At 65.1% G+C, this 19,463-nt stretch carries 15 protein-coding genes and 1 pseudogene; 8 read left to right on the top strand and 8 right to left on the bottom strand.

What is annotated here, in order from left to right:
• Positions 1-40 precede the first annotated feature (40 nt).
• Entirely contained in the window at positions 41-1,777 is a 1,737-nt protein-coding gene (gene poxB / locus ABIA96_RS33085; protein ID WP_354141108.1) for a ubiquinone-dependent pyruvate dehydrogenase, read from the top strand.
• Between the two features lie 30 nt (positions 1,778-1,807).
• Here the strand turns inward: poxB and ABIA96_RS33080 are convergent, their stop codons facing one another.
• Together ABIA96_RS33080 and ABIA96_RS33075 are read right to left on the bottom strand one after the other, a co-directional pair.
• Positions 1,808-2,173 carry a hypothetical protein gene (locus ABIA96_RS33080; protein WP_354141107.1) on the bottom strand — a complete coding sequence of 122 codons (366 nt, stop codon included), beginning with the start codon at positions 2,171-2,173 and terminating at the stop codon, positions 1,808-1,810.
• A 66-nt stretch (positions 2,174-2,239) separates the two neighbouring features.
• Positions 2,240-3,148, bottom strand: a complete 909-nt coding sequence (locus ABIA96_RS33075; RefSeq protein WP_354141106.1) for a PaaI family thioesterase — start codon at positions 3,146-3,148, stop codon at positions 2,240-2,242.
• 164 nt (positions 3,149-3,312) lie between these two features.
• Here ABIA96_RS33075 and ABIA96_RS33070 point away from each other — a divergent pair, with 164 nt between their 5' ends.
• Positions 3,313-3,630, top strand: a complete 318-nt coding sequence (locus tag ABIA96_RS33070) for a hypothetical protein (protein ID WP_354141105.1) — start codon at positions 3,313-3,315, stop codon at positions 3,628-3,630.
• 193 nt (positions 3,631-3,823) lie between these two features.
• Here the strand turns inward: ABIA96_RS33070 and ABIA96_RS33065 are convergent, their stop codons facing one another.
• Positions 3,824-5,293, bottom strand: coding sequence for an amidase (locus tag ABIA96_RS33065; protein ID WP_354141104.1), 1,470 nt, complete (start codon positions 5,291-5,293; stop codon positions 3,824-3,826).
• A 104-nt stretch (positions 5,294-5,397) separates the two neighbouring features.
• Positions 5,398-5,718, bottom strand: a pseudogene (locus tag ABIA96_RS33060) (ring-opening amidohydrolase); the annotation flags it as partial.
• Between the two features lie 1,291 nt (positions 5,719-7,009).
• Here ABIA96_RS33060 and ABIA96_RS33055 point away from each other — a divergent pair.
• The 4 genes from ABIA96_RS33055 (at position 7,010) to ABIA96_RS33040 (ending at position 12,044) form a co-directional block, all read left to right on the top strand.
• On the top strand, positions 7,010-9,349 hold the full coding sequence (locus ABIA96_RS33055) for a Tex family protein (protein ID WP_354141103.1): 2,340 nt from the start codon (positions 7,010-7,012) through the stop codon (positions 9,347-9,349).
• A gap of 278 nt (positions 9,350-9,627) precedes the next feature.
• Complete coding sequence (locus ABIA96_RS33050; RefSeq protein WP_354141102.1) at positions 9,628-10,197, top strand: hypothetical protein; 570 nt, start codon at positions 9,628-9,630, stop codon at positions 10,195-10,197.
• A 97-nt stretch (positions 10,198-10,294) separates the two neighbouring features.
• On the top strand, positions 10,295-10,987 hold the full coding sequence (locus tag ABIA96_RS33045; RefSeq protein ID WP_354141101.1) for a response regulator transcription factor: 693 nt from the start codon (positions 10,295-10,297) through the stop codon (positions 10,985-10,987).
• Positions 10,974-12,044, top strand: coding sequence for a sensor histidine kinase (locus tag ABIA96_RS33040; RefSeq protein ID WP_354141100.1), 1,071 nt, complete (start codon positions 10,974-10,976; stop codon positions 12,042-12,044). The genes ABIA96_RS33045 and ABIA96_RS33040 overlap by 14 nt, the downstream gene beginning before the upstream one ends.
• Here the strand turns inward: ABIA96_RS33040 and ABIA96_RS33035 are convergent.
• Together ABIA96_RS33035 and ABIA96_RS33030 are read right to left on the bottom strand one after the other, a co-directional pair.
• Positions 12,039-12,410 (bottom strand): response regulator transcription factor, encoded by a 372-nt coding sequence (locus tag ABIA96_RS33035; protein WP_354141099.1) that lies wholly within the window; start codon positions 12,408-12,410, stop codon positions 12,039-12,041. The genes ABIA96_RS33040 and ABIA96_RS33035 overlap by 6 nt on opposite strands.
• Positions 12,407-13,273, bottom strand: a complete 867-nt coding sequence (locus tag ABIA96_RS33030) for a S1C family serine protease (RefSeq protein ID WP_354141098.1) — start codon at positions 13,271-13,273, stop codon at positions 12,407-12,409. Before ABIA96_RS33030 ends, ABIA96_RS33035 begins: the two co-directional genes overlap by 4 nt.
• A 323-nt stretch (positions 13,274-13,596) precedes the next feature.
• On the opposite strand from ABIA96_RS33030, the gene ABIA96_RS33025 reads away from it, so the two are divergent.
• Positions 13,597-14,472 carry a dihydrodipicolinate synthase family protein gene (locus ABIA96_RS33025; protein WP_354141097.1) on the top strand — a complete coding sequence of 292 codons (876 nt, stop codon included), beginning with the start codon at positions 13,597-13,599 and terminating at the stop codon, positions 14,470-14,472.
• A 249-nt stretch (positions 14,473-14,721) separates the two neighbouring features.
• Complete coding sequence (locus tag ABIA96_RS33020; protein ID WP_354141096.1) at positions 14,722-17,043, top strand: xanthine dehydrogenase family protein molybdopterin-binding subunit; 2,322 nt, start codon at positions 14,722-14,724, stop codon at positions 17,041-17,043.
• A gap of 54 nt (positions 17,044-17,097) precedes the next feature.
• Here ABIA96_RS33020 and ABIA96_RS33015 read toward each other — a convergent pair whose 3' ends face one another.
• Both ABIA96_RS33015 and ABIA96_RS33010 read right to left on the bottom strand, forming a co-directional pair.
• Positions 17,098-18,294, bottom strand: coding sequence for an acyl-CoA dehydrogenase family protein (locus ABIA96_RS33015; RefSeq protein WP_354141095.1), 1,197 nt, complete (start codon positions 18,292-18,294; stop codon positions 17,098-17,100).
• 15 nt (positions 18,295-18,309) lie between these two features.
• Positions 18,310-19,458, bottom strand: a complete 1,149-nt coding sequence (locus ABIA96_RS33010) for an acyl-CoA dehydrogenase family protein (protein WP_354141094.1) — start codon at positions 19,456-19,458, stop codon at positions 18,310-18,312.
• Between the last annotated feature and the right edge of the window lie 5 nt (positions 19,459-19,463).

The raw sequence follows: 19,463 nt of genomic DNA, 5'->3' as shown, positions 1-19,463 counted from the left end.
TATCCTATCTTGTTCGCATTAGCGAGATCAGGAGACCGACATGGCGATCAACAACATAGCCGATCTGTTCGTGGCAACGCTCGAACAGGCCGGCGTCAAGCGTATCTACGGCATCGTCGGCGACAGCCTGAACGCGATCACCGAGGCGTTGCGCCGCCGCGGCACCATCGACTGGATTCATGTCCGCCACGAGGAGGTCGCGGCTTTCGCGGCCGCTGGCGAGGCCGAGATGACGGGGAGCCTTGCAGTCTGCGCCGGCTCGTGCGGCCCGGGCAATCTGCATCTGATCAACGGCCTGTTCGATGCGCATCGCAGCCGTGTGCCTGTGCTGGCGATCGCGGCGCAGATTCCGTCGGCCGAGATCGGCGGCGGCTATTTCCAGGAAACCCATCCGCAAAACCTGTTTCGCGAATGCAGTCATTATTGCGAGCTGATCTCGGATCCGAGCCAGTTGCCGTTCGTGCTGGAGAACGCGATCCGCGCCGCGATCGGCTTGCGCGGCGTTGCCGTCGTCGCCATGCCCGGCGATGTCGCCTTCCGCACGCCGCCGAAGCGCGCGCTGTCGACGCCACGCGGGCTTGCGCTTGCCGCGCCGAAGGTCGTGCCGCAAGCCGACGAGCTGAAGGCGCTCGCGGAGCTCCTCAACGGCGCCGAGCGCATCACGTTGTTCTGCGGCCGCGGCTGCGCCGGCGCGCATGCACCGTTGATGCAGCTGGCCGAAGCGCTCAAGAGCCCGATCGTGCATGCGCTCGGCGGCAAGGAGCATGTCGAATACGACAACCCCTACGACGTCGGCATGACCGGCTTCATCGGCTTCTCCTCGGGCTATGCCGCCATGCACGCCTGCGACGCGCTGGTGATGCTCGGCACGGATTTCCCCTACAAGCAGTTCTTCCCGGCCGATGCGAAGGTCGCGCAGATCGACATTCGCCCGGAAAATCTCGGCAGGCGCTGCAAGATCGATCTCGGGCTGGTCGGCGATGTCAAGCAGACGATCGAGGCGCTGCTGCCGCTGCTGAAGACCAAGACGCAGCGTAGGCATCTCGACGATGCGGTCGCGCATTACAAGAAGGCGCGCGAAGGCCTGGACTCGCTGGCCAAGGGCACACCGGGCAGCAAGCCGATCCATCCGCAATATCTTGCAAAAGTCATCAGCGATCACGCCTCCGAAGACGCCGTCTTCACCGCCGATGTCGGCACGCCGACGGTGTGGGCGGCGCGCTATCTCAATATGAACGGCCGCCGCCGGCTGATCGGTTCCTTGGTGCACGGCTCGATGGCCAATGCCATGCCACAGGCGATCGGCGCGCAGGCGGCGCAGCCCGGCCGTCAGGTGATCTCGCTGTCGGGCGACGGCGGCTTCACCATGCTGATGGGCGATTTGATCACGCTGACGCAGATGAAGCTGCCGGTGAAAGTGGTCGTCTTCAACAACGGTGTGCTCGGCTTCGTCGCGCTGGAGATGAAAGCGGCAGGTTTCGTCGACACCAATGTCGATCTGGAGAATCCCGATTTCGCCGCGATGGCGCGTGCGATGGGTATCTTCGCCAAACGCGTCGAGGATCCCGGCGAGCTTCCGGGCGCGATGAAGGAGATGCTGGCCCACAACGGTCCGGCGTTGCTCGACGTCGTCACCGCCAAGCAGGAGCTGTCGATGCCGCCGACGATCACGGCCGAGCAGGTCAAGGGCTTTAGCCTCTGGGTGCTGCGCGCGGTGATGAACGGTCGCGGCGACGAGGTTGTCGATCTCGCCAAAACGAATCTGCTGCCGCGTTGAACCTGGTGCGGGGAGAGGTGGACAACCGCGCTAGCCGCGCTTCGCCGACGACACGGGCAACCGCTCATGGCGGCGCTGGAAGCGCTGCCAGTACAGTACGATGCCGATCAGCGCGGCCGGCACGAAGCCGAGCACGATCAGGAAATGCGGGAGTTCCTTCGGCGATATGAAAGCGATGGCGATGTCCGAAATCAGCCAGAGCGCTGCGAACATCACCGCGAAATCCGTGCGCGGGCAGCGCAGATAATAGAATATCGCGGTGATGACCACGGCGGGCCCGATCGCGATGGCGATCATGACGGCCGTCAGTTCCTTCGGCGTCAGCGCGTCGAGCACCATCGACGCCAACAGCCAGATGGCGGCAAACATGGCGATGATGTCGATCGGATGCCGCAATCGAATACCTTTCGTCGGATTGCGCTATGGTTGAGTCCCAAGCCCGTTCCGTCAAGTGAAATACGCCTATTCCTCGTCGTTTCCGGGCGTCGGGCGCAGCATGAAATGGCCGAAGGCAGAGGCGATCGGCTTGTCCGCATCGTCCTGCCACGCCCGCGCCTCGAAGGCGACGATACGCCGGCCCTGTTTCACGATCGAGACATTGGCAAGGGTGTCGAGCGCCCGGCCGGACCGCAGATAGTTGATGGTCAGCCCGATCGGCTTCGGCAGCGCCGCGATCCCGAGTTCGCGCCGCACGCCGAAGATCGCCGTGGTCTCGAGGAAGGCACCGGTCATGCCGCCGTGGATCGCCGGCAGGATCGGGTTGCCGATGATCTTCGGCGAGAAGGGCATCGTCAGCGTGCCGTCGTCATTCACGCGAATGCCGAGGCATCGCGCAAACGGGCTGTTGACGAACGGGCCATCCGGATCCTCCGGCGCCTCCAGCGTCGGAATGCTCCGCGATTCCATCCGGCGGTCCGCAAGCATGTTGGTGCGGTTGGCGCCGATCATGAAGCAGGCGGTCGCGGTCGCCACCGGATCGTCCTCGGACTCCTGGTAAGCCGTTGAGCGCACGAAGGCGATCGAGCGGGTGGTGCGGTAGCAGATCGAATGTGCCTTGATGTCGAGGCCTGGCGTGGCCGGCTTCTGGTAGTCGATGCGCAAATCGAGCGTTGCGATCGCGCTCGTCCCGTCGAGCGCGAGCTGCACCGCCATGCCGCAGCTCTCGTCCAGCATCGCGGTAACGACGCCGCCATGCAGCACGCCGGTCTCGGTGTCGCCGACGAAGACGGAGCGGTAGGGCAGGCTCGACCAGGCTTCGCCTGGTGCGAACCGGTTGAGCTGGAGCCCGCTGATATGGCCGTAATCGGAGCGTCGGCCCTTGATGGCCTCGGCGAGTTCATCGAAGGGAAGCATGGTCGGTGAATTGGACATGGCAACGTTCTAGACCAGTGTCGCGCGCTGCGCAAAACCCCGCATGCGCCCTGCACGACAGGTCTGTCAGGAACCGGTTTGGCCTCGACAGAGCGCGCCGAAGCAACGATGGTGGGCGCTTCGCCTGTCGACTTGCCCCCAAAGACTTGCCCCAAGGAGTGCCCATGGCCGATCCCGAAACGCCCGCCACCAGCCAGGGGCCCGTCACCATTTCCACCTCGAGCTCCGAGCGGGCGCCAATCATCTATTTCGACGGCGCGTCTTGCTTCGGCCATCACAACGGTGCGATCCAGATCGAGCTCGCCGCGAACCTTTTGATGCCGATCGGTGCCGCTGTCAGGGTCGACGTGGTCCAGACCGCGCATCTGCGCTGCAGCCCGGCCGCGGCGCTGGCCTTGCGCGAAGCGCTCGACAAGGCGCTCGCGATGCTCAAGCTCGGACAGCAGCAGCCGGAGGAGGCGATCCCGGCGGTGAAGAACTGAGGCAGCCGTTTCGGAGATTGACTCGCAGGTTCGGCCTTATGGTTCGAGACGACCGCTTCGCGGTCTCCTCACCATGAGGGTCTGACGTCTCGCCGCGAAACCAGCCCCCATCCTGAGGAGCCCGCGAAAGCGGACGTCTCGAAGGATGACCGCAGGGAAGAAGCGAAGCTGGTCTGGGCCGAACAGCTCAATCTCAGCCCACATGCACCTTCGGCTTCTTGCCGCCGTTCCACTTGCCGTCGAGCGCGCGCTCGATCTGGGCGGCGAGTTGCAGCAGCAGGCCGTCATTGGCCTGCTTCCCGATGGCCTGGATGCCGAGCGGCAGGCCGTGTTCTTGACTGGCCATTGGCATCGAGATCGCCGGCATGCCGCACAGATTGGCGAGCGGCGTGAAGGCAAAGAAGCGCCAGAGATTGCCGAACCAGTCGAGCACATCAGGATTGTCGGAGATGGTGAGATATTCCTTCGTGCCGACCTTCGGCGTCGGCAGCGCGGTGATCGGCGTCAGGATCACGTCCCACTGCTCGAAGAAGCTGCCGAAGGCGCGCGACGTCGTGTTGAACACGCCCTGCATCTTCGCCCGTTCGGCGAAGCTTGTGTTGCGCCCGGCTTCCCAGATCCGGATGTTCATGGGCTCGATCAGATCTTCGGGCGGCTGTTCCAGCCCGCGTGCGGCGAGCATGTTGGAGATCACGACGGCAAAATTCGAGATGTAGCAGGTGGTTTGCGCCTCGAAGGCGGCGCGGAAATCGAGTTCCGGCAGTGCATAGTCGACGTGATGTCCGAGGCCTTCGAGGAAGCGGCCGGTCTTCTCCAGTTCGGCTGCGATCTCTGGCGTCGCGGTGTAGTCGCCCCAGGTGTGCGACAGCGCGATGCGAAGTTTTGACGGATCGCGCTTGATCATCTCGGAGTACGGCTGCGCGGTGGTCCAGAACGGCATGAATTCGCCGGGCGCGGGCCCGCGCGCATGGTCGACGAAAGTCGCGGTGTCGCGTACCGAGCGCGACTGGCAGCCCTGGATCGAGACGAGCCCGGTGAGGTCGGACATGTGCGGCGCCAGCGAGAACACGCCGCGCGAGACCTTCAGCCCGATATTGCCGTTGACGCCGGCGGGAATACGGATCGAGCCGCCGCCGTCGGTCGCGTGCGCGATCGGCACCACGCCGGCGGCGACCATCGCAGCGCTGCCCGCCGACGAGCCACAGGTGGTGTAGTCGGTGTTCCACGGATTGCGGGTAACATAGACGGCGGGATTGTCGGCCGAACTGCACACGCCGAATTCCGGCGTCGTGGTGCGCCCGATCAAGTTGAGGCCGGCCTGGCGGAATTTGCCGGTGAGGAACGTGTCGGCGGCGGCGCGATTGCCGCGCATCAACAGCGAACCCATTTCCTGGAGCCGGCCCTTCATGGTCGGACCGAGATCCTTCATCAGGAAGGGCAGGCCGGCGAACGGACCGGCGAGATGGGCGCCGTCCTTGGCGGGATCGGCGATCACGTCATCGAACAGCTCGACGACGCCCGACAGCGTCGGATTGACCTTGGCGACGGCGGCTGCGGCCTGACGTGCCAGTTCCTTCGCCGTCAGCTCGCCCTTGCGGACGCGCGCCGCCAGCCCGACGCCATCGTGTTGCGCCCATTCGTTCCAGGTCATCGGCAAGGTCATGAAGTCCAAATCCCTTTGATGCGGGGCCACCTTTTTCGCAAGGGCCCGCATGAATCAACTGAGCCGGCGCGAGGGGCAGGGTTGCGCCGGGCGGAGAGGTCGCGGCGCCATAAAGCATGCTGGCGCGTGAAGACCGTGATGTGCGGGCTGGGCACGCCCTCGGTGCCGCCGGGCATCACGAAAGCGATGCGCTGCTCGACCTCGCGCGGCGTCAGATCGAGCTTGGGCGCCAGCGCCGTGCACAGCGCAGCGACGGCATATTCCCGGGTGAAATCATTGACGCCGCCATTGCCTTCGGTCTTACCGAGGATCGCCAGGATGGAGGCCGGATCGATCGCGCCTGAGCCGATCAGGCTCATGAGGCCGGAAACGTCGCCGGGGCCTTTGGTGGCGACCTTGAAGACGCCGACCGATGTTGTCCGCATGGAGTGTCCTCGTGGGAAATTCGGTGATCCGGCACGGGCAACCAGCCGTGGAAGCGGGGTGCGTGTCAAGTGTGTAGCCCGGATGGAGCGCAGCGCAATCCGGGAAGTGCCTCAGGCGCAAACCCCAGATTACGCTGCGCTCCATCCGGGCTACAAGACCTCGCGTTACCTGTCGGGCAAAACACCAATCGGCAGGTCAATCGAACCATGTCAAAACATTCCGCTTTGCCGAAATTCGGTTTTGTCGTATGTATCGCCCATCCTGATCCGGCGAAAAGGGGCGGTCGTACGTCGTCGCGAGCCGCGGATCGGGTTGCGGTGGACGTGAGCAGCGCCGTCGCGGATGCGAGTGGCAGGGCGGGGCGATGGATTGAGCCGAGCCCCGTGAGCGACTTGCAAGCCGCGTTGCACGAACGGCGCTCAAATCTTGCGTAGCCTCTTGGCGAAGCAGGATCGCTTGCGTGCGGCAAAACCGTGTGGTCCCGACCGTCGTCGCTACGGTCAAGTCTTGCGGAGGCGGCATTGGCGCCAACCGGCGCGGTGTCGGTGAATTCCGTGGGGCGAGGGAGGCCAGAAGGAATTCGGCTCCCGGGAGAGCACGGCATAAGCCGTCCGACCACTGCGCAGGGAAGGCCGTGTGTTTGGCTACACCTGTATGCTGCTGTGCGGTCTTTTTGCGCTACATTCTCGCGCAGCAGACCGCGGGTGCCAGCCGGCACCCGGCCTTCCCTGCGCCCTTTCTGTTGAGGGCGTGAACGAAGCACAAAACTCGGGCGGAATATGCCGCGAGAGTGCGTAGGCGTGTCTGGAAGCTGAATGCATATTGGAGGATGATGATGCCGCCTCTTGCTCCGTCATTGCGAGCGCAGCGAAGCAATCCAGGGTCTTTCCGCGGAGGGATTCTGGATTGCTTCGCGGCGCTCGCAATGACGACGCGGAGGGACCAGCGGTCACGATATCATCACCGTCACCCTGAGGTGCGCGCGCTGCGGCGCGACAGCGTCGCAGCGCAAGCCTCGAAGGGCGACGGCCCCGCTGCATCCGGGCCGTTCATCCTTCGAGGCCTCCGCCCAGCGGCGCAATTGCGCCGCAAGGCTCCGGCACCTCAGGATGACGGAAGCCCCCGCGACATCCCCACGATTGTGGCGAGATCGCATCGGTTCAACAAAAAAATCCTCTGTCGACGGTTGCGCGCCGCACCTTGCTGAATCAACCTCGGTTGGTCCATAAGCGGCGTCCCGCGGCCGAATTTCGGTTTGCGTCGCGTGCTTGGGTATAGAGGGATTCTCGCGTGGCAAATATCAACCAGAAAATTGCGCAGGAGCTTGGGGTTCGGGCGGAGCAGGTCGAGGCGACGGTGACGTTGCTCGACGGCGGCGCCACGGTTCCCTTCATCGCCCGCTACCGCAAGGAAGCGACCGGTGCGCTCGACGACGCGCAATTGCGCACCCTGGAGGAGCGCCTGGTCTACTTGCGTGAGCTGGAAGACCGCCGCAAGGCCATCCTCGAATCAGTCCGCGAGCAGGGCAAGCTCGACGCGGCACTGGAAGCCTCCATTCTCGCCGCCGACAGCAAGGCGCGCCTCGAGGACATCTATCTGCCGTTCAAGCCGAAGCGCCGAACCAAGGCCGAGATCGCCAGGGAAGCCGGCCTCGAGCCGCTCGCCAATCAGCTGATGGCTGAGTCCGGCAACGATCCCAAGGTCGTGGCGGAAGCCTTCATCAACGCGGAGAAGGGCGTTGCGGACGCGGCTGCCGCGCTGGACGGCGCCCGTGCCATCCTGGTTGAACGCTTTGACGAGGACGCCGATCTGATCGGCGTGTTGCGTGAGGAGATGTGGACCAATGCGCGCATGGCGTCCAAGGTGCGCGACGGCAAGAAGACTGAGGGTGAGAAGTTCGCCGACTACTTTGAATTTTCCGAGCCACTGACAAAATTGCCGTCGCATCGCATCCTCGCGATGTTCCGCGGCGAGAAGGAAGAGATCCTCGATCTTCAGATGCAGGCCGAGGCCGAGGCGCCGCCGGCGGGCGTGCCCGGGGCCTATGAGCTGAAGATCATGAAGCGGTTCGGCATTACCGACCTCAAGCGCGCCGGCGACCGCTGGTTGATCGATACCGTGCGCTGGGCCTGGCGCACCAAGATCCAGGTGCATCTCAACATCGATTTGCGCATGCGGCTGTGGAATGCGGCCGAGACCGAGGCCGTGCGCGTGTTCGCCTCGAACCTGCGCGATCTCCTGCTGGCCGCGCCGGCCGGCACCCGCGCCACCATGGGTCTCGATCCCGGCTTCCGCACCGGCGTCAAGGTCGCCGTGACCGACGCGACCGGCAAAGTGGTCGATACCGCCGTGATCTATCCGCACGAGCCGCAGCGGCAGTGGAACGAGGCGCTCGCGATCCTCGGCAAGCTCGCGCTGAAGCATCGCGTCGAGCTGATCGCGATCGGCAACGGCACCGCCTCGCGCGAGACCGACAAGCTCGCCGGCGATCTCGTCAAGGGTCTGGCCGAGCTGAAGATGACCAAGATCGTGGTGTCGGAAGCCGGCGCGTCGGTCTATTCGGCCTCCGCCTTCGCCTCGGAGGAGTTGCCGGGCCTCGACGTCACCCTGCGCGGTGCGGTCTCGATCGCCCGCCGCCTCCAGGATCCGCTCGCCGAACTGGTCAAGATCGAGCCCAAGGCGATCGGCGTCGGCCAGTATCAGCACGATCTCGGCCAGGCCAAGCTCGCCAAATCGCTCGACGCGGTGGTCGAAGACTGCGTGAACGCGGTCGGCGTCGACGTCAACACCGCTTCGGCGCCGTTGCTCGCCCGCGTGTCGGGCGTAGGCTCCGGCCTGGCGCAGAGCATCGTGGCGCACCGTGACGCCAATGGACCGTTCAAGTCGCGCAAGGCGCTGAAAGAAGTGCCGCGGCTCGGCCCCAAGGCGTTCGAGCAGTGCGCCGGCTTCCTGCGCATCCTCGGCGGCGAGGACCCGCTCGATGCCTCCGGCGTGCATCCGGAAGCCTATCCGGTGGTGCGCCGGATTCTCAGCGCCACCAAGAGCGACATCAAGGCGCTGATCGGCAGCAGCGAGGTCGTCCGCACGCTGAAGCCGAAGGATTTCGTCGACGAGACCTTTGGTCTGCCGACCGTGACCGACATCCTGCGCGAGCTGGAGAAGCCCGGCCGCGATCCGCGTCCGGCGTTCAAGGCCGCTGTGTTCAAGGAGGGCGTCGAGGAGATCAAGCATCTCCAGAAGGGCATGATCCTCGAGGGCACCGTGACCAACGTCGCCGCGTTCGGCGCCTTCGTCGATATCGGCGTGCACCAGGACGGCCTCGTGCACATCTCGGCGATGTCGAAGACCTTCATCAAGGATCCGCGCGAGGTGGTGAAGCCCGGCGACATCGTCAAGGTGAAGGTGCTGGACTTCGAGGTCGCCCGCAAGCGCATCTCGCTGACCCTGCGCCTCGACGACGAGGTCGGCGCCAAGAAGGACGCCCCCGGCATGCAACGCGACAACACGCGCAACACCGCCCGCATGACGTCGTCGGCGCCGCGCAAGCAAGACGCTTCCGGCGGCGGTAGCGGCGCGCTCGCCGAGGCGATGCGTCGTGCGGCGGAGAAGAACGGCGGCAAGCGGGCGTGAGTCTTCACCTCTCCCCGCGCTTCTGCGGGGAGAGCTGCTCGACGTGTGTGAGCTCCATCCACGCCGTCATTGCGAGCGCAGCGAAGCAATCCAGAATCCCTCCGCGGAAACAGTCTGGATTGCTTCGCTGCGCTCGCAATGACGAGGAGAGCGCGACGCCTCCCTGACTTCCGCGTCAGAATCTGGCGCGTTTGTAAGTTGAAGGTGCTTGTCCCTTCCTCTCATCTGATCCTCTTGGCGCGGCAGAAATATTGCCCCGCAGCACGGAGGATGCTTCGATGGACAACAGGCTTCTCAAACGTCTCACCGCGGTGACGATCGTCGCAGCGATGGCGCTTGCTTCACCAGTGCTCGCCCGAGGTGGCGGCGGAGGTGGCGGTCACGGCGGCGGCGGCTTCGGCGGTGGTGGCCATTTCGGTGGCGGCGGCATGGGCGGGATGCACGCTGGCGGCATGGGCGGGATGCACGCTGGCGGCATGGGCGGGATGCACGCTGGCGGCATGGGCGGGATGCACGCTAGCGGCTTCGGCGGAATGCATGTCGGCGGCGGCATGGGTGGCGGTGCGCACTTCGCCCATGTCGGCGGCCCCGGCTTTAGTGGACCGGCCTTCGGCGGCGCACGCTTCGCACATGCGGCGATCGGGCCGCGCTTCGCCGGCGCCGGCTGGCATGGTCGGCCCTTCATCGGCCGGCATGCCTTCTTCTTCCACCACCATCATTTTCGCCGTTTCGCCGTCTTCGGCGCGCCTTACTACTACTCCAACTACTACGACGATGGTTGTTGGCGCAGGAGCTTGACGCCCTCAGGGTGGCAATGGGTCAATGTGTGCGGGGAGAGTTGGTACTAGCATCGCTGGACCGCACCATTGTCGCGATCGCCACCGGGTGGTTCCGCTCAGCCCCGGAACGGGATAGTCTGGTGGCGATCGTCGCGCGGAGTTTGTCATGACCGGAGGCCATCGCCGCATCCTCGTCGTCGAGGACGATCCGGAAACCGCAGGGCAGCTCGTCGAAGAGCTGACGACATCAGGCTATGACGTCGATCTTGCGGCCACGGGCCGTGAAGCCCTCAGCCACGGCGTCGCGCGCGACTATGCCGTGATCACGATCGACCGCATGCTGCCCGATATCGACGGCATCACCGTGATGCGGCAGATGCGCGACGATGGCGTTGTCTCGCCCTTCCTGATCATCTCCGCGCTCGGAGAGGTCGACGACCGCGTGCGCGGCCTGCGCGCCGGCGGTGACGATTATCTCGTCAAGCCGTTCTCCTTCGTCGAGCTGCTCGCGCGCCTCGAAGCGCTTGGTCGCCGCAGCGAGACCATCGCCAAGGAAACGATTCTGCGCGTCGGAGATCTCGCGGTCGATTTGATCGCGCGCAATGCCAGCCGTCGCGGCCGCAAAATTCCGCTGCTGCCGCGCGAATTCCAGCTGCTCGAATATCTCGTTCGCAACGAGGGGCGCGTGGTATCCCGCGCGATGCTGCTCCAGCATGTCTGGGACCTGCATTTCGATCCGTCCACCAACATCATCGACGTCTACGTCGGGCGCGTCCGCCGCAAGGTCGACGATGCCCAGGCCTATCCATTGATCCATACCATCCGCGGCATTGGATATTGCCTCCGTGCTCCTGGCTAACACGCTCCGTTCCTCCACCTTCCGCCTGGCGCTGATCGCGATTGCGATCTTCGGCCTGATCGTCGCGGCGATCATGGCCTACGTCTATTTTGGCACGCTCGCCTATGTGCGAAGCCGGGTCGGCGATGTCGGCGATCACGATGGCTTCATTGCGATGCTCGAGCTTGCGATGATCGCAGTCGCCGTGCTGCTCGTGGTGCTGGCCGGTCTCGCGGCCGTACTGGTAACGCGACGCACGGTCGGGCGGATCGAGGAGATCAATGCTACCAGCCGCGCCATCATGCTGTCCGGCCTCGACCGGCGCATTCCCCTGCGCGGCAGCCACGATGAATGGGACCGCGTTGCCGAAAACCTCAATCAGATGCTCGATCGCATCCAGACGCTGATGGGAGAGGTCAAGCAGGTCAGCGACAATGTCGCCCACGATCTGCGCACGCCGCTGACGCGCATGCGTGGTCGGCTGGAAAAGGCCTATCACCACGAGCGCAACAGCGAGGCCGATGCCGGTCTGATCGGTGATACCATCGCGGATCTCGATGCCGTGCTCGGCATGTTCGCCTCGATCACGCGGATCTCGGAGATCGAGACTCGCGCCCGCAGGAGCGCGTTTCGCGCACTCAACCTCGCCGAGATCGCCGGCGAGGTGGTCGAGCTCTACGACGCCGCCGCCGAGCAGGTCGCGACGCGCCTGAGCCTCGGCGGTGACCGCGAGGTCGCCGTGATTGGTGATCGCGATCTGTTGTTCGATGCCATCGCCAATCTCGTCGACAACGCGATCAAGCATGGCCGCGCCGGCGGACAGGTCACCGTGATCTGCCGCAATGCCGGCAACAGTGCGATGATCGCCATCGCCGATGATGGTCCAGGCATTGCCGCCGACCAGCATGATCACGTGTTCAAGCGCTTCTACCGACTCGAGCAGAGCCGCTACACGCCGGGCAATGGCCTGGGCCTGAGCCTGGTCGCGGCGGTGTCGCGCCTCCACGGCGCCGACATCGCGCTGCATGACAACGCGCCGGGCCTGACGGTCCAGCTCAGCTTTCCGAGCGCGCTATAGCTCGATCACGCCGCGGCGCGCTGCATGCGCCACCGCGTCGGTGCGGCCGGTGGCATCCAGTTTGTCGAGCAGCGAGCCGACATGGAATTTCACGGTATGCACGGAGATGTTGAGCTGCCGCGCGATCATCTTGTTGGAGGCGCCCTCCGCCATCAGAGCCAGCACGTCGAGCTCGCGCTGCGTCAGCGCGATGTCTTCCGGCATGCTGCGGGGATCGCGCGCGACCACCGTCGCCGCAGCGGTCTCGCCGGGCGCGGCAAGGCGGAGCCCCGCGACACTGCCGAGCAGCGTCGCGAGGCGATCGGCGAGGGCGGGATCGTCGACCTCCAGGGACAGCACGATATCCGGCGTCTTGTCTTCGCTCACGCCTCCGGCCTCTCGCCGATCGTGACCTTGAAGATCGCCGGATCGCCGCCGCGGCGGACCGCGACATCGACCACCTGGCCGACGCTCGCGGGTCCCAGTGTCCGCAACAAGGCGCGCACGCCGGAGAGCTTTTGGTCGTTGACCGCCACGATCACGTCGCCCTGGCGGATGCCGGCTGTGGCCGCCGGACCGGCCTTGTCGACATTCATCACCATCGCGCCGATGCCGTCGTCGAGCCGCAACGGCTGCAGCCCGAGCCCGAGATAGCCGCGGGCGATGCGGCCTCGCGTCTCGAGCTGGGTCGCGACGCGCTCGATCGTGGCCGTTGGAATCGCCAGCACGCGCCGCGGTCCCAGTACGGCCATGCCGAAGGCCTCGCCCGATGCATCGAGTGCAAGGCCGCCCTCCTGGCTCGGACGCAGGCGAACATCGAGCTCGATCCGCGCATCGATTTCGCCGCCGCGCAAGGAGCGCCAGCTCTTGCCTGAAATCGACACCATCCCAAGCGCCGCACTCGCCGCATCGCGGTTGGTGGCGACCACGACCGACAGCGCGCCGAGGGCAGGGACCGTCGTGGCCAGCTTGACCGGGGCGATGGTGGTATCAGCGCGCAGCACGGCGATATCGGTCGTATGGTCGCGGCCGACGATTGTGGCGGTAACCGTGCTGCCGTCTGCAACCACGATCTGGACGTCGCCTTCGTCGGCCAGTGCCTCGTCGGCAGTCACGATCAGGCCTGATTTCCAGACGAAGCCGGTTGAGCGGGAGCGATGCGAATGTACGGAGACGACGGACGGCGCGATGCGCGCCACGACATCCGCAAGCGCGGACGAGAGTGAAGACAGAGGCGTGGGTTCGGTCATGGAAGGCTCCTGTAAGCTGTCCACAATCTGGGATGTCGCGGGCGATTGCGAAACTGGCCGGGTGGCCAGTCCCCTGGCTGATCACGGCCGACGACCATGTGAGGGGAGCCACTCACGGGAACGTGTAGCAATCCCAAAATGCGCCATATGGCTTTACACGGATGCGCGCAACGAAGCCCGCCAACGCTGCAGGAGAATTCCCAAACCACAAATACGCTCTTCGAAGGCCGATCGCTTGCTGGCAATAATGCCCCATGGTAGCACGCGCTGGATCGTGCCGCCTGTTAAACAAGACTCAGCTCCTTCGGAAGTTATTCCCCGACATGACCGATTTTCGCGGCGTCTTCCCCTATCTCGTTTCGCCTATCGGCACTGACGGCACCGTGCGAACGGACGTCCTCGCGAAGCTTTGCGACGATCTGATCGGCGCGGGCGTGCACGGGCTGACGCCGCTCGGCTCGACCGGAGAGTTTGCCTATCTCAATGCTGCGCAGCGCACCGTGATCGTGCAGACCACGATCGAGGCCGCGAAGGGCCGCGTGCCGGTGGTGGCGGGCGTTGCGTCCACCTCCACGGCGGACGCGGTGGCGCAGGCGCAGACCTATCAGAAGCTCGGCGCTAACGGCATCCTGGCAATCCTCGATGCCTATTTTCCGCTCGCCGACGCCCAGATCGAATCCTATTTCCGTGGTATCGCGGACGCCGTGGATATCCCCGTCGTCATCTACACCAATCCGCAATTCCAGCGCTCCGATCTCACGCTGGACGTCATCGCGCGCCTCGCCGGGCATCCGCGCATCGGATACATCAAGGACGCCTCGACCAACACCGGGCGGCTGCTCTCGATCATGAATCGCTGCGGCGATGCTCTGCGCGTGTTTTCGGCCTCGGCCCATATCCCGGCCGCTGTGATGCTGATCGGCGGCCTCGGCTGGATGGCGGGACCAGCCTGCATCATCCCGCGCCAGAGCGTGGCGCTCTACGACCTCTGCCGGGCCGGCCGCTGGGACGAGGCCATGGCGCTCCAGCGCAGGCTATGGCGCATCAACGAGGCCTTCGCCCGCTTCAATCTCGCAGCCTGCATCAAGGCCGGCCTCGCGATCCAGGGCTACGACGTCGGCGACCCCGTCCCGCCGCAGGCCGCGCTGACGGCTGACGCGCGCAAGGTGGTGGAAGCGGCATTGCGGGAGCTTGATTAGCAAGCCGTCGTTCCCGACACGATCGGTGCCGTAGGGTCGGCAAAGCGAAAGCGTGCTCACCATCTGATTGCGTCCGTCGAGCAATGGTGGGCACGGCGCTTTCGCGCCTTTGCCCACCCTACGAAATCGCAGATTTACGAGACGGCATGCCGAAATCGTGGATATGCCGCCCAAAACCGCGGCTGGTATGCCTCAAATCGATCCGCTAAAAGGCAGCCGCATTTCAAGAGACTTCAAGGACCCAGCGGAATGAACATTCTTCCCGGCAATTTGCGTTTCGGAGCGGGCCAGCCCGTCAAGCGTTTGGAAGACCAGCGGCTGCTCACCGGGAAGGGGCAATTCATCGACGACAAGCCGGAGGACGGCGCGCTGTGGTTGCATGTGCTGCGCTCGCCGCATGCGCACGCGAAGATCGTCTCGATCGACACCGGCGCGGCTGCGTCGATGCCGGGCATCACTGCGATCTATACCGGCGTTGACCTCATCAAGGACGACGTCGGCACCATCCCGACTCTGAGCATCTTCACGCGCCCCGACGGCAAGCCGATGACGGTGCCGCCGCGCCGGCTGCTCGCTCATGAAGTCGTGCGTTACACCGGCGAGGCGGTGGCGGCGGTGGTGGCTTCGTCGCGAGCAGAGGCCCAGAGTGCGGCCGAAGCGATCGTGATCGAGTATGACGTGCAGCCCGCGGTTGTCGATCCCGTCGAGGCCGTGAAGCCCGGCGCTCCGGTGGTGTGGCCGGAAGCGCCTGACAATATTGTCGGCGCGATGAGCTATGGCGACGCCGCGAAGGTGGATGAGGCTTTCGCCAGGGCCGCGCACACGGTCGAGCTCGATCTCGTCAGCCAGCGCCTCGTGCCTTCGGCGATGGAGCCGCGCTCGACCATTGCCGAAATCGACAAGAAGACCGGGCGACTTCTGCTCCATGTGCAGTCGCAGACCCCGGCCTCGACTCGCGACGTGCTCGCCGAAGCCGTGCTGAAGCGTCCCAAGGACAGCGTGCGCGTGCTGGTCGGCGACATCGGCGGCGGCTTTGGCCAGAAGACCAATCTCTATCCGGAAGACGGTATCGTCGCCTATGTCGCGACCAAGCTGAACAGGAAGATCCGCTGGCGCGGCGACCGCACCGACGAATTCGTCGGCGGTACCCATGGCCGTGATCTCACCTCGACCGCGTCCTTCGCACTCGATGAAAAGGGCAAGGTGCTGGCCTATCGGGTCAAGTCGATCGGCTGCACGGGTGCGTACTCCTCGGGCGCGGCCAACATCATCCCGCTGGTGCTCGGACCGTTCGTGCAGACCGGCGTCTACGATCTGCCGCTGGTGCATTTCGAAGTACAGTCGGTGATGACCAACACCGCACCCGTTGGCGCTTATCGCGGCGCGGGCCGGCCCGAGGCCGTCTTCATCGTCGAACGCCTGTTCGACGCGGCCGCGCGTAAGATCGGCATGGATCCGCGCGCGATCCGCAAAGCGAACTACATCAAGCCGGCACAGCTGCCCTACACCAACGCGGCCGGGCAGGTTTACGATTCCGGTGCCTTCGCGCACATGCTCGATCGCGCCGTGAAGCTCGCCGACTGGGACGGCTTTGCTGCGCGCAAGAAGGCCGCGAAGAAGAAGGGCCTGCTCTACGGCCGCGGCCTGACCTCCTACATCGAATGGACCGGCGGCCGCGCGCATACCGAAAAGGTCAGCCTGCATGCGACCTCGCAGGGCCGCGTCGTGCTGCATTCCGGCACCATGGCGATGGGGCAGGGGTTGCAGACCACCTACACCCAGATGATCTCCGACACGCTCGGCATCGCCATGGACAAGATCGACGTCGTCCAGGGCGACACCGATCTCGCCATGGGTTTTGGCAGCGTCGGCTCGCGCTCGCTGTTCGTCGGCGGCACGGCAGTTGCGGTCTCCTCCAATGATCTGATTCAGAAGGCGCGCGAGAAGGCGGCGAACGTGCTCGAGACCTCGGTCGAGGACATCGAATATCAGGATGGCATGCTCACTGTCGTCGGCACCGACCGCCGCATCAGCCTGTTCGACATCGCCGAGAAGGAGAGTGGCTCAAAACTCAGCGTCGATTCCGAGGGGGAGGTCGATGGTCCCAGCTGGCCGAACGGCACGCATATCTGCGAGGTCGAGATCGATCCCGAGACCGGAATGTCCAAGGTCGTGCGCTATACCACCGTCGACGACGTCGGCGTCGCCGTGAACCCGATGCTGGTGACCGGCCAGATCCATGGCGGCGTCGCGCAAGGCATCGGCCAGGCGCTCTATGAAGGCGTCTCCTACGACGCCGACGGACAACTCCTCACTGCGAGCTACCAGGATTACTGCATCCCGCGCGCCGACGACGTGCCGCCGATCGTGGTGACGCTGGATGATTCCGCGCCCTGCCGCACCAATCCGCTCGGCGCCAAGGGCTGTGGCGAATCCGGCGCCATCGGCGGCCCGCCTTGTGTCACCAACGGCGTGATGGACGCGCTCGCCGAGCTCGGCATCACCCAGCTCAATACGCCCCTGACGCCGCAGAAGATCTGGAAGGCGATCAAGGACGCGAAGGTGAGCTAGTTGCTCGGTGCGTAGCCCGGATGGAGCGAAGCTCCATCCGGGCTACGAAGCCCGTCAAATCCCCAACATCATCTTTGCAATAATGTCGCGCTGGATCTCCGACGTGCCGCCGAAGATCGTATAGGCCCGGCCGTTGAGATATTCCGGCACCACGGTCAGCATGTCCTCCGGCATCGCCGGCTCGTGGTTGAGCTTGTAGAGCGGGCGCATCGGCTCGACAATGAGCGCATCGTGGCCGATCACGTCGACGCCGAGTCGCGTCACTGCTTGCCGGATCTCGCTGTTGCGCAGCTTCAGGATCGACGACACCGCGCCGGGGTTCTGCCCGGTCTGGAGCGCCGAGAGCACGCGCAGCTCCGTCATCTCCAGTGCGTCGATGTCGACCTCGACCTCGGAGATGCGCGTGGCGATATCCGGACTGTCGATGGCGCGTCCTGTGAGATCGGACTCCGCTAGCTCAGTGATGGCACGAAGTCCCTCGCGCAGCTTGGCGGAGGCAATGCCGGCGCCGCGCTCGAACTCAAGCAGGTACTTGCCGTAGGTCCAGCCCTTGCCTTCGTCGCCGACGCGGTTGGCCACGGGCACGCGCACATCGTCGAAGAAAACCTGGTTGACCTCGTGGTCGCCGCCGATGGTCAGGATCGGCCGCGTCGTGATGCCCGGCGTCTTCATGTCGATCAGGATGAAGCTGATGCCGTCCTGCTGCCGCGGCCCGTCGCTGGTGCGCACCAGTGCGAACATGCGGTTGGCATAGTGCGCATGCGTGGTCCAGATTTTCGTGCCGTTGATGATGTAGTCATCGCCGTTGCGCACCGCGCGTGTCTTCAGCGACGAGAGATCGGAGCCGGAGCCCGGCTCGGAATAGCCCTGGCACCAATAGTCCTCGCCGGAGAGAATGCGCGGCAGGTAGAAGTTCTTCTGCTCCGGCGAGCCGAAGCCGATGATGACGGGCCCGACCATCTTCACGCCCATCACGTTGACATTGGGCACGCCGGCGCGCGCGCTTTCGCTCTCGAAAATCCAGCGCTGCGCCGGGGTCCAGTCCGGGCCGCCATGGTCGACCGGCCAGCCCGGTGCACCCCAGCCCTGCTTGTGCAGCGCGCGCTGCCAGGCCATGCCGATGTCGGGGTCGGAGAACACCGACGGCGTCAGCGCGGTGGCGCGCTTCATCTCCTCGGTGAGATTCTTGGTGATGAAACCGCGCACCTCGCTCTGGAAGGCGCGCTCTTCGGCATTGAACGACAGGTCCATGATGCGCTCCTCGTGTCAGGCCGGCTGGTCGGTGCGGCCAAGCTGGGCATGGCGGCCGTAATGGTGGGCGGTGCCGCCGAACAACGTGTCGAAGGCGATGAGGCGCTTGAAATAGGCGCCGACCTCGAGCTCCTCGGTGACACCCATGCCGCCGTGAAGCTGGATCGACTGCTCGCCGACGAAGCGCGCACATTTACCGATCTTGGCCTTCGCAGCTGACGCCGCCCGGGCACGCTCGACTGGCGCGCTATCGGCCTTCAGCGCGGCGCGCAGCGCCATGGAACGCGCTTCGTCGACTTGGATCGCCATGTCGGCGAGGCGATGACGGATAACCTGGTTCGCGGACAGCGGCCGGCCGAACTGCTTCCTGATCTTGGTGTAATCGAGCGTGGTGTCCAGCAGCGTCTGCATGATGCCGACGGCTTCCGCGCCGAGCGCGGCCATGGCGCGATCGACGGCCCATTCGATCGCCGGCAGCGCGTCCTTGCCGTCGCCGAGCAGTGCGTCTTCCGGCAGCTGTACGTCGGAGAGTTCGATGTTGCAGGCGCGTCCTCCGCCGAGGCGCGGATAGTCGGAGATCGCGAGGCCCGGCGCCGTTGCCGGCACCAGAAACAGGCCGATCCGCCCCGACGGTCCCTGATGATCATGCAAGTGCGCGGAGACGATGATCTGGTCGGCGGCGTGGCCGTCGAGCACGGCGATCTTGCTGCCGGAGAGATGCCAGCCTTGCGTCGTCTTGTTGGCTGATGTCGCGACCTTGGCAAGATCGAACCGCGCGGCGCGCTCGGAATGTGCAAACGCAAGTTTCAATGACCCATCCGCGATCTTGGGCAGGCTCGCCTGCTGCTGCGCCGTGCTGCCGCATTTGTCGATCAGCGCGGCCCCGAGCACGATCGTCGCGATATAGGGCTCCGACACCAGCCCGCGGCCAAAGGCTTCCATCAAGATTCCGATCTCGACTGGGCTGCCGCCGAGACCGTCAAACTCTTCCGGGATCGGCAACGCGAGCCAGCCGAGCTCGGCGAACTGCTTCCACACCGCCGGAGTGAAGCCGAGCGGATCGTTCGCCGTCTTGCGGCGATGCTCGGCATCGTAGCTCTCGGCCACGAAACGTTCCGCGCTCTCGCGCAGCAGCCGTTGCTCGTCGGTGAGATTGATATCCATTGCGT

Source organism: Bradyrhizobium sp. LB11.1 (assembly GCF_040549385.1).
In the GTDB taxonomy this organism is placed as follows: domain Bacteria; phylum Pseudomonadota; class Alphaproteobacteria; order Rhizobiales; family Xanthobacteraceae; genus Bradyrhizobium.
The sequence above is the reverse complement of the archived record's forward strand: the minus strand, read 5'-3'. Positions and strand labels throughout refer to the sequence as shown.

What these genes read in the sequence shown, in the direction of transcription:
- ABIA96_RS33045 (WP_354141101.1), top strand. Translation starts at nt 10,295, where the DNA reads ATGACCGGAGGCCATCGCCGCATCCTCGTCGTCGAGGACGATCCGGAA.
- ABIA96_RS33010 (WP_354141094.1), bottom strand. Translation starts at nt 19,458, where the DNA reads ATGGATATCAATCTCACCGACGAGCAACGGCTGCTGCGCGAGAGCGCG.
- ABIA96_RS33020 (WP_354141096.1), top strand. Translation starts at nt 14,722, where the DNA reads ATGAACATTCTTCCCGGCAATTTGCGTTTCGGAGCGGGCCAGCCCGTC.
- ABIA96_RS33025 (WP_354141097.1), top strand. Translation starts at nt 13,597, where the DNA reads ATGACCGATTTTCGCGGCGTCTTCCCCTATCTCGTTTCGCCTATCGGC.
- ABIA96_RS33030 (WP_354141098.1), bottom strand. Translation starts at nt 13,273, where the DNA reads ATGACCGAACCCACGCCTCTGTCTTCACTCTCGTCCGCGCTTGCGGAT.
- ABIA96_RS33075 (WP_354141106.1), bottom strand. Translation starts at nt 3,148, where the DNA reads ATGTCCAATTCACCGACCATGCTTCCCTTCGATGAACTCGCCGAGGCC.
- poxB (WP_354141108.1), top strand. Translation starts at nt 41, where the DNA reads ATGGCGATCAACAACATAGCCGATCTGTTCGTGGCAACGCTCGAACAG.
- ABIA96_RS33015 (WP_354141095.1), bottom strand. Translation starts at nt 18,294, where the DNA reads ATGGACCTGTCGTTCAATGCCGAAGAGCGCGCCTTCCAGAGCGAGGTG.
- ABIA96_RS33065 (WP_354141104.1), bottom strand. Translation starts at nt 5,293, where the DNA reads ATGACCTTGCCGATGACCTGGAACGAATGGGCGCAACACGATGGCGTC.
- ABIA96_RS33050 (WP_354141102.1), top strand. Translation starts at nt 9,628, where the DNA reads ATGGACAACAGGCTTCTCAAACGTCTCACCGCGGTGACGATCGTCGCA.
- ABIA96_RS33070 (WP_354141105.1), top strand. Translation starts at nt 3,313, where the DNA reads ATGGCCGATCCCGAAACGCCCGCCACCAGCCAGGGGCCCGTCACCATT.